This window comes from uncultured Nostoc sp. (assembly GCF_964245575.1).
Taxonomy (GTDB): domain Bacteria; phylum Cyanobacteriota; class Cyanobacteriia; order Cyanobacteriales; family Nostocaceae; genus Nostoc.
On sequence record NZ_CAXTNP010000194.1, the window covers coordinates 1 to 15,317 of the forward strand.

Here is a 15,317-nt window from a genome sequence, read left to right on the forward strand (position 1 = left end):
ACAAGCACTTTCGTTCACAACACAAGTCTTTTTGAGCCAATGAGTGAATGAAACAACTTTGCTTTCCAAGAGGGGTTGGGGGGATTAAAAGGCTGTGGGGCAACTTTCCAATACTTGTGTATACACCGTAGCCTTAGTAAGGAGAGGGATGTCCGATAGGATAGGGTGAGGTTTTGGGTATCGGATAAATTGTGTGTACACTATAGCCTTAAAAAGACAGGATTTAGAGCAATTTTGATAGTTTTATTGAGTGAATATAGGACTCATATTTGATTGCGTGAAAAAAACTCAGTATACCTTTATTCCTTCTTAAGAGTCCTTAGTCCCAAGTATTGAGTCCCCAGTCTCTACGAGTAATTCACTGAATCAAATCAGATTGCTATAGCGAAGCGATCGCTAAATTAAGGTACTTCCAAAAAACTGATGCAACAACCGTTGTTCTTTTTTAGGCATTTTATCGGTAAAGTTGGTTAAATGTTGGTATTATTGCTACGATTTTAGCTAGCATCAATTTTCGGAAAAAACCTATATTGCAGCTTTTCTATGAAAAGAAGACAAATTCTTGGCTTTCTGGGTATAGCAGTTGCAGGCTTGCTCCTGGCAATTGGTTTACCATTAGTTACTCCTTCTCCTGTAATCGCACAATCAAGCACCAGCATAATCGTGTCCGCAGCTGCCAGCTTAAAAGATGCGTTGGAAGAAATTAAGCCCTTGTACCAACAAAGTAAATCAAATATCAACATTAGTTATAACTTTGGGGCTTCTGGTGCTTTGCAGCAACAGATTGAGCAAGGTGCGCCAGCAGATATCTTTATTTCTGCTGGCAAAAAGCAAGTGGATGCCTTGGAACAAAAAGGATTATTGCTAGCAGGTAGCCGTATCAACCTGGCAAATAATCGTCTAGTCTTGATTGTGGCTCAGGATGTTGTTGGCATCAGTAGCTTCTACAACTTAACAGATAGCAAGATTAAGAAAATCGCAATTGGTGAACCCAGAAGTGTACCCGCAGGGCAATATGGAGAGGAAGTTTTAAAGAAATTGAAACTTTATGATCGGGTCAAGTCAAAATTGGTCTTTGCTAACAATGTGCGTCAAGTTTTGGCAGCAGTAGAAAGTGGCAATGCCGAAGCGGGTTTAGTTTATGCTACTGATGCAAAAATCTCCAACAAGGTAAAAGTCGTAGTCGCTGCTGACGATAAATTTCACTCCCCGATTGTCTATCCAATGGCTGTGCTCAAGAGTAGTAAAAATATTTCTGCTGCCAAAGAATTTGTCCAGTTTTTATCTGGCGGTCAAGCCAAGACTGTACTGCAAAAATATGGGTTTATTGCCTGAGTATCTAATGAGTAGTTGTTTGCAAGGAAGCTGAAAAAACATTTATCAACAGCCATTCCTCCGTGATAGAAAAAAGCCTTGCCACCGTCCACAAAGGCATCTTCCTGATGCTAAACGAATAATTGTGGAATGTCAGCTAAGTTAAACTCCCCGTCTCTAAAGAGGCGGGGAGTTTCAATGCCTGGCTTTCCTGTGCATGAGCATCTACATTTAGTAGAGATTCAACCCTCACTCAAGGAGTGTGAGTTTCTTCAGCGTAGAAGGGCTTGAATCTTCACATATTTGAGTATTTTTTGCCCACCTACTTACTCCATTAATTCCTTAGGTGGCAATCCGCCCCAGTGAGCCACAGCTTGCGGAGTATTCTTCCATACCTTCGGTTTTTGAGGAAAATCTTCGTGCCAGGGTCGGGGTTCAAAATATCCTAAGTCTTCGTTGAGCATGATATCTATTTCGGTAAATACTTCGACTATGTTTTTGTCGGGATCTTGATGATACGTCGCGATGTTATGTCCTATCCCGTGACGTACTGGCCCCCAAATAGACGTAATGTTGTGCTTGGCCAAAAAATCACAAGCGGTTTGTACATGTGCCCAGTCTCGTAATTGAAAGGCAATGTGGAACATTTTTTGCTGTTTAGACTGCAAAAAATTCATAGTATGGTGATCTGGATTGCATCGCATGAAGACAAAGCTATCTTCGAGCCAGTCAGAGACGCGAAAGCCTAACATGTTCTGATAAAAATCAACACATTTATGGACATCATGCACATACATGGCGACGTGCCCTAATTTTTCAGGGACGATGCCTGTTTCTCGAAACCCATGACTGACTTGTTGAATAGTCGAATATAGCTGGAGAGTATGTCCTTCAGGATCACAAAACTGAAGCAGTTCCGGTATTCCTGGTTGGGCATCTGTTTTTTGCTCTACCTGGATGCCTGCGTCACGCAGTTGTTTCGCTGCCTCTTTCAATGTCTGACTGCCATCAATTTGAAAAGCAAAGTGATTATGACCGCTTTCTGTCGACGGATAGAGAATGATTGTATGATGATCTACTGCACAGCTTAAATAGACAGCTCCATCAGAGCCTCGGTCGCTCACAGTAAACCCCAGAATTTCTGTATAGTATGCCAGCATAGCTTCTACGTCTGGCGTTTTAAATCCAGCATGACCTATCTTTGCGACTTGTACCATTTTTTCTCCTTTGCGTCTTGAATTGATTTGACATTCAGTAGACCGAAAAGTTCTGTGATCCCAACTCTTGGAGACGCTTTGCGTAGCAAGATCCCCGTAGGGGTACGGCGGGCGTAGCGATCGCCAAAAAAATTAGTCTATGATCCCATTTTTGGGAAAAAGTCCAAAAACTGATTGCCTCAGAGGAATGATAAAGTTACCTTATAAATTAGAGTACTACTTAACATCTTTAATACTGAAATCATCTCTGCAAACATACAATCGTGCAAAATAATCTCTAATTTTAACTATAAAATTAGATTGCGCTTACCCTGTAGCTCTATTGAGTGAAACAATTGCTCATACTCAAGATAAGTTAGCAGTTACAGCCATTGAACATGGCGGTTTTATTTGGATGATTGATGGTTTCCAGCCAGAGGGTCATCTTGGAAAATCAAACCAGAAGTGCTGATTTTTTCGTTGCTTCTTAACCTTGGTTGCGATCAAGAGTAATTATATATACGACCGCCTTGGATTATCCTAACAGTAATTTCTAATAATTAGTAGAGATATAGGACTCATATTTGATTGCGTGAAAAAAACTCAGTACACCTTTATTCCTTCTTCCTAGTATTGAGTCGCAAGTAAAGAGTCCCCAGTCTCTACGAGTAATTCAGGAATCATATCGGATTGCTATAGTTAATTGAATAATTACTATAAATTTTAACTGTCCTATCGAAGAAAATGTTTTTATTATAAAACATGATGACAACTATAGATGAGACTTATGGCATAAATCTTCTGATAGAGACAGGATAACAAGATGAAATTGTATTCTGTTAACAATGTCATATTTAGGAAAGTGCTTGTAAGAAAGAGTGGTTTTTATAAAGAATTGAAGTCAAGAGAATTACTCAATATTATTACCAACAAAAACAGAATGGAGTAAACAGATGAGGTTTGTTCTAAGACGCCGCAGGTTGGGTCAATTGATGATTATCAGCACAGTAACGGCTACGATCAGTAATTTTGTAGAGAAAACTGTAGCACAAACTCAAGTCAAAAAAACTACTCCAATGTTGGCAACTTCGACACCTGAAACTATGAAGGTGACGCTGCAAGTAAATGGAACAGCGCATAGTTTGCAGATTGAACCGCGTGTTACCTTACTTGATGCACTTCGGGAATATATAGGACTAATTGGTACTAAAAAAGGTTGCGATCACGGTCAGTGCGGTGCTTGCACGGTGCTGGTTGATGGGCGGCGTGTTAACTCGTGCTTGACATTTGCGATTATGCACACCGACGCAAAAATCACAACTATTGAAGGGCTGGAGCAAGGAAACAATCTGCACCCGATGCAAGCCGCCTTTGTTGCCCATGATGCATTTCAGTGCGGCTACTGCACACCGGGACAGATTTGTTCGGCAGTGGGTCTGGTGAACGAAGGACACGCTAAGTCCGATGCCGACATTCGTGAACTGATGAGCGGCAATATCTGCCGTTGCGGTGCTTATCCAAATATCGTGGCTGCTGTCCGCGATGTCTTAGGGGGAAAAAAAGATGCAGCCGTTTAACTATAAAAAAGCAGGACAAGCGGAAAATGCTGTGGCGTTGGTGGCTCCAGATGCCGAAGCGTCGTATCTTGCTGGTGGTACTAGCTTGATAGATTTGATGAAGCTGAATGTCCAGACACCAACAGAGTTGGTTGATATTAACCCATTACTGCTAACCAAGATAGAAATGCAGGGCAACGGCGTGCGGATTGGCGCAATGGCACGCAATAGTGAAGTTGCTTATAATGCGATGATTCAGGAGCGTTACCCTGTGCTGTCGGAGGCGTTGCTGTCTGGGGCATCGCCGCAACTGCGAAACATGGCAAGTGTGGGCGGAAATTTGCTGCAACGTACGCGTTGTTACTACTTCCGCGACACTTCGATGCCCTGTAATAAGCGAGTTCCAGGTTCAGGTTGTCCGGCAATCGAGGGTTACAACCGTATCCATGCAATTCTTGGCGGTAGCGATCGCTGTATTGCCACCCATCCCTCTGATATGGCGGTGGCAATGGTGGCACTCGATGCAGTTGTGCAAACACGCGGGCCGAGAGGAGAGCGCAGTATTCCGCTTGTAGATTTTCATCTCGTACCAGGTGATACACCAGAAAAAGAGACAGTTCTAGAACACGGAGAGTTAATTGTTGCCGTAGATTTACCTGCTTCAAACCTTGCAAGGCGATCGCACTATTTAAAAGTCCGCGATCGCGCCTCCTATGCCTTTGCGATGACCTCGGTTGCGGCTGCATTAGATGTTCAAAATGGCATCATTCGCGCTGCCCGCATTGCCTTGGGTGGCGTAGGAACAAAGCCCTGGCGTGCCTTTGAAGCTGAAAAAGTACTTTTGAATAAGCCCGCAAACCAGGCAACATTTCAAGCAGCAGCATCCGCAGCGATCGCCGGAGCTAAACCTCAAAAATATAACGGGTTTAAGGTTGAACTGGCTAAACGCACAATTGTTAAGGCGCTCTTCACGGTGGGAGGAATGGCATGAATACAGGGGATAAAAATACAGTTCTTGGCAAACCGCTCAATCGAGTCGATGGACACCTGAAGGTGACGGGTGGCGCACGCTATGCGGCTGAGTTTCCGGTAGCAAAAATGACTTATGGTGTGACAATTCAAAGCACGATCGCCAAAGGTAAGATTGCCAAAATCGATACAAAAGCGGCGGAGCAAGCACCAGGTGTATTAGCAGTAATTACCCACCTCAACGCGCCCAAGGCTTCTGGAGAAAAGGGCGGCGGTCGCAAGCTACAAGTGTTACAAGATAACGTTGTGCTGTATAGCGGTCAGCACATTGGTGTCGTAGTTGCCGATACCTTTGAACGAGCTATGTATGCTGCCTCGCTGGTGCAAGTTCGCTATGACGAAGAAAAACCGACGATTAATATGCGGGACAATCTCGCTAAAGCATACTTGCCTAAAGGTAAAATCCCCAGAGAAGAGCCGCCCGATTCAGCTCATGGCAATGTTAACCAGGGACTAGCGGCTGCTGCTGTGCGCGTCGAGCAAACCTATACTACACCGATCGAAAATCACAATCCGATGGAGCCTCATGCCACAACAGCAGTTTGGCAAGGCGATCAACTGCTGCTTTATGATGCAACTCAGGGAATCTTTCAGGCTCAACAAAAAGTAGCGGGAGTATTAGGAATTGAGCCAGAGAAAGTCCGGGTGATGTCTTACTTTGTTGGCGGTGGCTTCGGTTGCAAAGGGTCGGCTTGGTCGCATGTGCCTCTAGCGGCGATGGCAGCACGGCGAGTTAATCGCCCAGTGAAACTGGTACTGGGACGGATACAGATGTATGGGCCTGTCGGCTTCCGACCAGAGACAATTCAACAGGTTGCTCTAGGTGCAACCCGCGACGGAAAATTGACCGCTCTGCGACACGGTGGCATTTCCCAGACTTCAACTTTCGATGAATTTATCGAACCAGTTGGTAAAAGCGCCCGGATGATTTACGCTTGCCCAAACATCGAAACCAGCCATCACCTAGTGCAGCTCGATGAGGGTACACCAACCTTTATGCGCGCACCAGGCGAAGCTTCTGGCTCGTTTGCCTTAGAATCGGCAATGGACGAACTAGCTTATGCGCTCAATATCGACCCCATCGAGCTGCGTCTGCGTAACCATGCTGATGTCGATCCTAGTAAAGGACTGCCTTGGTCGAGCAAATCACTCATCCAGTGCTACAAGCTAGGAGCAGAAAAGTTTGGTTGGCAAAAGCGCAATCCTAAACCCCGTTCGATGCGAGACGGCAATTATTTGATTGGTTGGGGTATGGCGACAGCAACTTATCCTACCAACCGTTCCCCAGCATCAGCGATCGCCCGAATTATGGCAGACGGTACAGCCGTTGTCCAGAGCGGTTCGCAAGATATTGGCACGGGAACTTATACTGTTATGACTCAAGTCGCGGCTGAGGCACTCGGTCTACCAGTTGACAAAGTTCGCTTTGAACTAGGCGATACTAAGATGCCAGAAACCCCCGTTTCCGGTGGTTCGCAAACAGCCGCCAGTGTCAGCTCGTCCGTGCATTTAGCCGGAAATCAAGCTCGTAGTCAGCTTTTGCAACTAGCACTTGCCGATCAAAAATCGCCGCTTTATAGTTCAAACGCTGAGGATGTGATTGCCGAAAATGGCAGCTTTTTCTTAAAAAATAAATCCTCTGCAACCGAAACATATCAGGCAATCTTGGCACGGCATGGAATGAAAATGATCGAAGCGCGTGCAGATGCCAAGCTCGGAGAGGAACAAAAGAAGTTTTCAATGCACGCATTTGGATCGCAATTTGCCGAAGTCCGCGTTGAGCCTGATTTGGGTGAAGTGCGAGTAACGCGCTGGGTGGGAACTTTTGGCGTGGGACGCATCCTCAATGCTAAAACAGCCAACAGTCAACTGATCGGTGGGATTATCTATGGTATAGGTATGGCGTTAATGGAACATACGGTAACAGACCCGAATCTAGGACGCGTTGTCAACCATGATTTAGCTGAATATCACGTACCAGTGAATGCAGATGTTCCTGATATTCAGGTGTTGTTTGTTGATGAACACGATCCACATATCAACCCGCTTGGTGTGAAAGGAATTGGCGAAATTGGGATTACCGGCACGGCGGCGGCGATCGCTAACGCTGTCTATCATGCCACAGGTAAGCGCGTCCGCGATTTGCCAATTACATTAGACAAGCTGCTGTAAATATTGCGATCGCCTGTTTTTAAACACCAGCGTTCCTTTCTTGGAACATTGTGTCAGCGTTCCCATTCTCGGCGGCGAAGCGTAGAGGCTTGCAGCGCTCCACTACAACTTCTTCTATTGTTGGCTGATTAGAGAGTATGGCCATCACCTCGGTGATGAACTCGCCGAGGGACATGGCATCGGGATCATTCGCTTGCTGCTCGCCCATGAGATGGGTCTGAACGTAGGGCGGAATGATCTCGATCACCTCCGTTGTTGTGCCTTTGAGCTGCTGACGCAGCGATACCGAGTAGGAATGGATTGCGGCCTTGGTCGCGCAGTAGGTTGGCGTGTTTGCAAGCGGTACGAAGGCTAGCCCGGACGAAACTGTCAAGACGGCCGCGTGCGGCTGACTTTGCAGCAGTGGCAGGAGGGCCGCTGTGAGGCGAATGGGGCCAAGGAGGTTGGTCGTCACGATCTCCTCGGCATCATCCAGGTAATCAGGCGGTGATTTGAGATTTTCCGCTTTCATGATCCCGGCATTATTGATCAGAACATTCAGCCCTGGGTAGTCTTGAGCCACTTGCTTACCAAACGAATGTATGCCGTCTCGGTCATTTATATCAAGCAGAATCGATTTCATACCGGGATTGGCAGCCGTCACCTCATCCAAAACCTGTTGTCGCCGACCGGCAATGACAACCTGGTTTCCTTTCTTGTGGAAGGCCTCAGCGATGCCGCGACCAATACCCGAGCCGCCGCCAGTGATCAGAATTGTGTTTCCTGTAATCTTCATGATAGTCCCCTAACTTTCTTGTCCGAGCAGATAATAATAAATTGTCAGATTTGGATACTATTATCTGTCGCTTCAAATCGTTCTGTTCTCACCCTAATGCTGGTCATACTATTCGGTAAACTGAATATCAAATAAGCAAAATTCGATTTATGAATTTAGCGGAGTTTGACCTCAAGGCACTCTTAGTCTTCGATGCTGTGATGACTGAGCGCAGCACTACCAAGGCAGGCTATAGGTTAGCCATGTCACAGCCTGCGGTCAGCAGCGCTCTGAATCGACTCCGTTATGCACTTAAAGATGAATTGTTTATTCGCGGGGCTGACGGAATGCGCCCAACTCCTTGTGCTTTAGAACTTGCTGCCCCGATTCGTCAAGCCTTGACTCAGTTGAGTGAAGCACTCCAACCCGTTGAATTTATTCCCGCGAATGCATCACGAACCTTTACGTTTGCCATGACAGATGATGCTGCCTCGCTCATTCTTCCTACCCTTGCAGAACGTTTAGAAAAGGTAGCACCTAACATCGATATTCGGGTCAAACCCAATATCAATATCAACGCACCCGAGTTATTAGATTCTGGAGAAATTGATTTTGCGATTGGGTTTTTTCCCAATCCACCAGAGCGATTACAAGTAACTGCTCTGATCAAATATGAGTTTGTCTGCGCTATGCGACGCAAGCATCCTCTAGCAGGAAAGCCTCTTGAGCTACATAGCTATTTAAGTGCAAAGCATCTTTTAGTAAGCTTATCTGGGAAATCAACAGGATTTGTCGATGTGCTTTTAGAGAGTCAGGGGTTACGCAGGCGGATTGCAATGACGGTGAATCAATTTAGTGTCGTGCCTGCAATTCTTAGACAGAGTAATCTTATAGTCACTGTAGTTTGTCAAGTAATTACACTGTCTCCCTATGCCAAAGATTTAGTTGTGCAACCAGTACCACTTGCAATTGAACCAATTGCGCTTTCGCTGCTTTGGCACGGACGTTTAAGCCAGCATCCAGCCAATACATGGATGCGCTCCACAATCTTCGATATTTGTGCTGAAATATCGAATGGTTTTCAAGATAGGATACAGCAACGATGAAAGCTGAATCACACGATTGGCGATCGCTACATTACCAGTACGAGCAAGAAGTTCATACGCAGCAATAACATCCTCTAGTTTCTTTTGCCAATCAGTAGAAGTCTCAGGGTTGATGACCACTAAATGTAGAATTTGGTACTGTTAGCTCGGAATCACTGTAGTTACGTTTGTGACCGAGATGAGTAGTCGATCAGCCCGCTCCTACGCTTTCTTGTCGATTGCAGCAGCAATCGTCACTATTGCCCTAAAGTTTGGCGCTTACCTGCTAACCGGGTCAGTAGGTTTGCTTTCAGATGCTATTGAATCAATTGTAAATCTCGTAGCAGCATTGGTCGCTCTATGGGCATTGACCTATGCTGATAAACCAGCCGATGCCGAACACGCCTTTGGGCATTCTAAAGCCGAATACTTCTCCAGTGGTGCTGAAGGTGCGTTGATTGTAGTGGCAGCGATTAGCATTGCTGTTGAAGCTTGGGGACGTTTGTTGCATCCAGAACCGTTAACACAGCTGGGATGGGGGTTAGCACTCTCCCTATTTGCAACTGCAATCAACGGCGTTGTTGCCTTTATCTTGCTACGCGCAGGGCGACGGTTGCGTTCCATTACACTAAGGGCTGATGCTCACCACCTGTTTACCGATGTGGTGACTTCGGGTGGTGTGGTAGTTGGAATCTTCCTCGTTAAGGTAACAGGCGCTCTCGTACTCGATCCAATTGTCGCACTGATAGTAGCAGCAAATATTACTTGGACAGGATTTCGTTTGCTGCGGGAAACCAGTAGCGCCTTACTGGATGCAACTTTGCCTAAAAAAGAAATTGACGCAATCAAGAGTATCCTTAACAAGTACAAACATCAGGACATCCAGTTTCATGCCTTGCGAACCCGCACTGCTGGAACCCGCCGCTTTGTTTCCTTTCATGTTCTTGTGCCTGGATCTTGGACAGTGCAACAAGGGCATGATTTGTGCGAGACAATTGAGCTTGCTATTCTTCGGGTGCTGCCTTCAACCCACGTTACAACTCACCTGGAACCTGTAGAAGATCCAGTTTCTTGGGAAGATATGGAGTTGGAGCGTCCGAGCACTCAGCAAATGCAAGATATTACATAAGAGATTAATTGCTGCCGTTGAGCTTTAAGGAATCGCGCGATCGCCCAAACGATGAAAGCTCAATCATCCGATTAGCGATCGCTAATTTTCAAACTCAACCAAAGTTGATTAACTGGTGATCGCATCTGGCTTTTTGCGCGTGGGACGCTTGCGCTCTGATTTTTTCTTCAGTCCCACAGCTTGAGCCTGATCGCTATCTGAACCATATTGCCCAGTTCAGGGATATTAATTGGCTTTTTAGCGCCAATTGCTAGGCGCGGACGGATTGATTTTCTGTAATTCTTAGTGTAAGACAACTTAGTAGAGAAATGCAAAGCGCGATCACCAAAGTAAATTGTTATACTTAAAATTCTGTAACAAAAATAACGGAATTTATCATATTTTTTGAAGTTTTTGAAAAATGCTAAAGACGATCAAACTACAATTTGGAAGTGGTTCAGGATTACCTTCAGAGGAAGTAGTCACAACGCCCATAACTGTATTTGTAGGCCCCAACAACTCTGGGAAAAGCAAGATTCTCTCTGAAATTCACTATTACTGCACAACCGGCCAACAGAACGTAACAGATGTAATCCTAGAAAAGATTGAATTTGACACATTCACAGTTGAAGCAGCTGAAGAAAAGATTAAAAAGTCTACTATTCAACCACATATAAATGAAGCGCTTTTACCCGATCATATAATTGTTGGGAAAAAGGGAATGAGATATCAAGTTCATAGACAGAATCTTTTGAATGCCTTACAAAATCCTAACCGTCAGGTAAACTTATTCTGCCAGTCGTATCTCTCATTTAATACTCTCCTACTAGACGGTAAAAGTCGTATTAGTTTGATTGGGCAACAAAGCGCTGGTGATCTCCAGCAACCCCCTCACACAAGTTTTCAAGTATTGTTTCGTGACGATGCCAAAAGATATGAGGTTAGACGGATTATTTATGATGCTTTTGGGATGTACTTTGTTATAGATCCTACTTCTCTCGGTCAACTTCGACTACGCTTATCATCTCGTCCTCCTCACACAGATATCGAAGAGCGTGGGATTCACAATGAAGCTGTAGAATTTCACTCAAAAGCATCCCCTGTTGAGCAAGCCAGTGACGGTGTAAAAGCATTCACTGGAATAATTACAGAGATCATAGCTGGTGATCCTGCCATTATTCTAATTGATGAACCTGAAGCTTTTTTGTATCCACCTTTAGCTTTCAAACTAGGAAAAGAAATTGCTATTTCTAGCTTAGGCTCTCAAAAAAGATTGTTTGTATCAACACATAGTTCAAACTTTGTAATGGGTTGTATACAATCAGGTGCACCAGTCAATATTGTAAGACTGACTTATCGCAGTGAGGTAGCTACTGCAAGAGTTTTATCTAACACAGATATTCTTCGATTAATGCGAAATCCGTTGTTGCGCTCAATCGGTGTGCTTGGAGCGCTATTTTATGAATTTGTTATTGTCACAGAATCTGATGCAGATCGAGCATTTTACCAGGAGATTAATGAGCGACTGCTACGTTATAAGCCAGATTTGGGAATTCCTAACTGTTTGTTTCTCAATGCTCAAAACAAGCAAACTGTCCAAATAATTATCAAGCCTTTAAGAGAACTGGGCATACCCGCAGTTGGCATTGTTGACGTTGATATTCTGAAAGATGCTGGTCAGGATTGGACGAACTTTCTTAAAAGCGGCTTTATCCCGGAACTTGAGTATCAATCACTTGCTAGTTTACGAAATGCTGTCAAACAAAAATTTGATGCCACAGGAAAGAATATGAAACGGGATGGTGGTGTAGATATTCTCTCTGACAGTGACAGAGAAGCAGCAAATAACTTATTTGACAAACTTGCAGATTATGGTCTGTTTGTCGTGCGGAAGGGAGAGTTGGAGTCTTGGCTTCTTCAACTTGCTGTGCCTGGACACGGGCCCAATTGGTTGATTAAAATCTTTGAAAAAATGGGAGAAGATCCAGAATCACAAGATTATCTCAAACCCTCAGATGATGATGTATGGAGTTTTTGTGGTGAAATAAAAAAATGGTTTACTAATCCAAATAGGAAAGGCATACCTTCATAGAGTCTTTCAATCGGTTAACCAGCTTACGACTTAAATTTTGCTCAATAACCAGCTTCAAACAACACCTACCGAAGGCGTGATCGCATCTCTTATAAACTGCAACGCCAAATACTGCAAATGCGATCGCTAATTTCCAAACTCAATTAAGTTGATTAACTGGCGATCGCAATCGGCTTTTTGCGCGTGGGACGCTTGCGGTCTGATTTTTTCTTCAGTCCCACCGCTTGAGCTTGATCGCTATCTGAGCCATATTGCCCGCGCACAACTTCTTTCATCGCTAATACAGCATTATGAAATTCCCATTCTGCTAATCGAGCAGCATCAGAAGCAGCACGGTATAAAGCTAGTTTCTCGGTTTCAGTTTGTTGAGAAATCAACATCGCCTGATAAACTTCCTGTAAGTTTGTAGTTGAGGCATCAGCACGAGTTGTGTTGTAGGTGCTGACGGTTTGCAAACCGTGAAATGAACTAATATCTTGACTAATGGTTTGAGGACGCAAACGGCGTGTTGTATCTTGGATACTCATAGATGTATACAGTGGTATAGTGTACATTTAATGTACCCATTACAACCAAAAATCTATCAGTAAGATAAAGTTTTAAATCGGTAAGCTTAAACAAAGGGTAAGCTTTGGCAATGCATCAGCTTGTATTATGAATGCATCGGCTTGCATTGTGAATGTATCGGCTTGTATTATGAATGCATTGGCTTGTATTATGAATGCATTGGCTTGTATTGTGAATGTATCGGCTTGCATTGTGAATGCATCGGCTTGCACTCACAGTTGAATCAGTTTTAAACCACCAGAAGCATTAAAATTTCTAACACTCCAAAGCTGAAGTGTCACTAATGGAAATACAATCACAAAATTATACAGTTTTGTTTGTAGAGACTGCACTGGAAAATCGCGGAGGTTAAAGTAATGGATGGGCGCGATCGCTACTTACGAATCGCTCTGGTTCTTATTGGAATAGCTTTTCTACTTATCTATCCGCTAAGTCAGGTCTGGGCATCAGGCTGGTTATGGCAACCAGGTCAGCACGAATACGAACAGATGATTATTGGTGTTTATGCGACGCTTGGTGTATTTTTGCTGTTGGCTTCAAGGCAACCAGAAGCTTACCTCAGTTTAATTTGGTTCACCGTTACATCAAGTGTAGTCCACGGGCTAATCATGGCGGTACATGCAGTAATTGACCCTGTTGAACATGGACACCTGTTTGGTGATGTTCCAGCATTGTTTTTGGTAGCAATTGTCCTTGGCTTTTTAGCGCCCCGTAAAGTAGTGTCAAGTACATGAACGGGCATGGAATTTGATCAAAAAGCAGCTTCAAACAACACCTACCGAAGGTGCGATAGCGTTCGCGAAGCGTCTGCTCTGCAAAAGCGCTGCCGAAGGCGGCAGTTCGCATCTCTGATCAACTGCAACGCCGAATAGTGCAGAACGGATTAATCAATGCGGCGACGGCAACGAACGGCATATTTGGACGGACACGGATTGTCTCATCAGGCGCAACAGTCAATGCACCATGATCTGGAGCAAGCGCATCAACAGAGTCGCGGACTTGAACTGTAATTTCTACAATTGCGATCGGCAGCCTTTTTGCTGTGGCAGCAAGCTTATGGCGATTATAATGTAACTCTCAAATTCTTAAAAATGAGTTTAACGACCAAATTGAGCGGCGATCGACTAACTATAACGCTAGACGCGAAGACTTTGCACGTCCGTTCCAATGACTTGTTCTGCTGCGTCATTACCAGCTTATACATCTTTTCGGGCAACATGAACAGCAGAAAGAAACGAGAGGTCTACACTGTCTCCATTCCTCAGCTTTTCCCGCAATCCTGCAAATAGCAACTCCTTCGTTTTTGGCTCCAGTCTCCCCATTGTACTTAATAGCTTAAGGTAGTCATCGATGCTGTACGTCACCTCACACGCGATTTGCTCAGTCACCAACTCCTTAAAATAACCAGAGTCTAGAATATCTTGTTCAAACCCTCTCAAAATTTCCGCTTGAGTTTTGGCACCTTCATACCGAACAAATGAGGGAGCATAGGCTTGATACACTTCCTCGATCGCTTGGTAAACTTCGTATTTCGGTTCAGCTCTCAGATTCCATAGCAGGATGAGAAACCCGTTGTCGCGTAATGCCGTCGCTGCCTTGGCATACCGAATCTCTGATGGTATCCAGTGAAAGGCATTAGCAGATAGAACGGCATTGAACTGTTTTGCTTCCAGTTCCCACTCCTCAAATGAGGTGTTGTGGATTGCAACGTTTGGATAGGTTGCACAGTTGCGTTGTGCCAAACGACAAAAATCCTGGTTTGGCTCAATACACGTCATTGAAAAACCAAATTGAGCAAAAGCTACCGTCGCATTTCCTGGACCACAACCGACCTCAAGAATCGATGCATCTGAGTCAAGTTGGGCTAAAACGACAGACTGCTCGATCAGTTGCTTTGGATATTGTGGTCTGGCGTTGTAATAAACATCAGCAACGGGAGAATACCAATTCCTTCGCTGTTCTAAATCTATAGAAGCTCTGGCATTTATTTCTTGTTTAGAGTCTTGCATAAGCTATTTATCAGCTTTTGAGTACCAACTTCATTTTATTTGGTCTGGTGGATCAAAGACCAATTCAATATCGATTGCTGTCGCTATACTGTTTGCAAGACCTCAAAAGATTGGGATTCTCTTGGAAGAAAGCTCGTAAGCTACTAAATAAAACAAACCCGAAAAAGCGTGCTGAGTTTCAAGGGAACACTCAAAGAGTTATTCGACAAAGCTCTTCAGCTAATGAAAAAAAACTACGGGTTTCAACTTAGACGAGGTTTACTTATTTTTTACTTGCAAGTTGCTTAGAGGCTGTTTTCCTCCTGCCCTTTAACTCCTACCTTTATTGATAAAGTTTTAAATCGGGCAAGCTTAAACAAAGGGTAAGCATTTTGAATGCATCAACTTGCATTGTGAATGCGTCAACTTGCATTGTGAATGCGTCAACTTGCATTG

14 protein-coding genes are annotated in these 15,317 nt (G+C 44.4%); 10 read left to right on the forward strand and 4 right to left on the reverse strand.

The genetic code is table 11. The features are described from left to right. Positions 1-543: 543 nt before the first annotated feature. Positions 544-1,335, forward strand: coding sequence for a molybdate ABC transporter substrate-binding protein (gene modA, locus ACFFAP_RS25835; RefSeq protein WP_375513900.1), 792 nt, complete (start codon positions 544-546; stop codon positions 1,333-1,335). Between the two features lie 305 nt (positions 1,336-1,640). On the opposite strand, the gene ACFFAP_RS25840 is transcribed toward modA, so the two are convergent. Beyond that, positions 1,641-2,531: a VOC family protein gene (locus ACFFAP_RS25840; RefSeq protein WP_375513901.1), complete on the reverse strand. Its 891-nt coding sequence runs from the start codon at positions 2,529-2,531 to the stop codon at positions 1,641-1,643. A 322-nt stretch (positions 2,532-2,853) separates the two neighbouring features. Between ACFFAP_RS25840 and ACFFAP_RS25845 the strand changes: the two genes are divergently transcribed. From ACFFAP_RS25845 to ACFFAP_RS25860, 4 genes are all read left to right on the forward strand, one after another. Then, positions 2,854-2,982, forward strand: coding sequence for a hypothetical protein (locus ACFFAP_RS25845; protein WP_375513902.1), 129 nt, complete (start codon positions 2,854-2,856; stop codon positions 2,980-2,982). 481 nt (positions 2,983-3,463) lie between these two features. After that, complete coding sequence (locus tag ACFFAP_RS25850) at positions 3,464-4,087, forward strand: (2Fe-2S)-binding protein (protein WP_375513903.1); 624 nt, start codon at positions 3,464-3,466, stop codon at positions 4,085-4,087. Then, positions 4,074-5,057, forward strand: coding sequence for an FAD binding domain-containing protein (locus ACFFAP_RS25855; protein WP_375513904.1), 984 nt, complete (start codon positions 4,074-4,076; stop codon positions 5,055-5,057). Before ACFFAP_RS25850 ends, ACFFAP_RS25855 begins: the two co-directional genes overlap by 14 nt. Further along, positions 5,054-7,267, forward strand: a complete 2,214-nt coding sequence (locus ACFFAP_RS25860) for a xanthine dehydrogenase family protein molybdopterin-binding subunit (protein WP_375513905.1) — start codon at positions 5,054-5,056, stop codon at positions 7,265-7,267. Before ACFFAP_RS25855 ends, ACFFAP_RS25860 begins: the two co-directional genes overlap by 4 nt. Before the next feature lie 19 nt (positions 7,268-7,286). On the opposite strand, the gene ACFFAP_RS25865 is transcribed toward ACFFAP_RS25860, so the two are convergent. Next, positions 7,287-8,042, reverse strand: a complete 756-nt coding sequence (locus ACFFAP_RS25865; RefSeq protein WP_375513906.1) for an SDR family oxidoreductase — start codon at positions 8,040-8,042, stop codon at positions 7,287-7,289. A 149-nt stretch (positions 8,043-8,191) separates the two neighbouring features. Here ACFFAP_RS25865 and ACFFAP_RS25870 point away from each other — a divergent pair, with 149 nt between their 5' ends. From ACFFAP_RS25870 to ACFFAP_RS25880, 3 genes are all read left to right on the forward strand, one after another. Beyond that, positions 8,192-9,127 carry a LysR family transcriptional regulator gene (locus ACFFAP_RS25870; RefSeq protein WP_375513907.1) on the forward strand — a complete coding sequence of 312 codons (936 nt, stop codon included), beginning with the start codon at positions 8,192-8,194 and terminating at the stop codon, positions 9,125-9,127. Positions 9,128-9,305: 178 nt separating this feature from the next. Further along, positions 9,306-10,235, forward strand: a complete 930-nt coding sequence (locus ACFFAP_RS25875) for a cation diffusion facilitator family transporter (RefSeq protein ID WP_375513908.1) — start codon at positions 9,306-9,308, stop codon at positions 10,233-10,235. A 400-nt stretch (positions 10,236-10,635) separates the two neighbouring features. Continuing rightward, positions 10,636-12,306: an ATP-dependent endonuclease gene (locus tag ACFFAP_RS25880; RefSeq protein WP_375513909.1), complete on the forward strand. Its 1,671-nt coding sequence runs from the start codon at positions 10,636-10,638 to the stop codon at positions 12,304-12,306. A gap of 152 nt (positions 12,307-12,458) precedes the next feature. Here the strand turns inward: ACFFAP_RS25880 and ACFFAP_RS25885 are convergent, their stop codons facing one another. Then, the gene (locus tag ACFFAP_RS25885; protein ID WP_375513910.1) at positions 12,459-12,833 is read right to left on the reverse strand and encodes a hypothetical protein; all 375 of its coding nucleotides are present in this window, start codon (positions 12,831-12,833) and stop codon (positions 12,459-12,461) included. Between the two features lie 396 nt (positions 12,834-13,229). Between ACFFAP_RS25885 and ACFFAP_RS25890 the strand changes: the two genes are divergently transcribed. Continuing rightward, the gene (locus tag ACFFAP_RS25890) at positions 13,230-13,607 is read left to right on the forward strand and encodes a DUF6632 domain-containing protein (RefSeq protein ID WP_375513911.1); all 378 of its coding nucleotides are present in this window, start codon (positions 13,230-13,232) and stop codon (positions 13,605-13,607) included. 462 nt (positions 13,608-14,069) lie between these two features. Here ACFFAP_RS25890 and ACFFAP_RS25895 read toward each other — a convergent pair whose 3' ends face one another. Beyond that, positions 14,070-14,882, reverse strand: a complete 813-nt coding sequence (locus tag ACFFAP_RS25895) for a class I SAM-dependent methyltransferase (RefSeq protein WP_375513912.1) — start codon at positions 14,880-14,882, stop codon at positions 14,070-14,072. Between the two features lie 47 nt (positions 14,883-14,929). Here ACFFAP_RS25895 and ACFFAP_RS25900 point away from each other — a divergent pair, with 47 nt between their 5' ends. Next, on the forward strand, positions 14,930-15,133 hold the full coding sequence (locus ACFFAP_RS25900; protein WP_375513913.1) for a winged helix-turn-helix domain-containing protein: 204 nt from the start codon (positions 14,930-14,932) through the stop codon (positions 15,131-15,133). Positions 15,134-15,317: the final 184 nt, after the last annotated feature.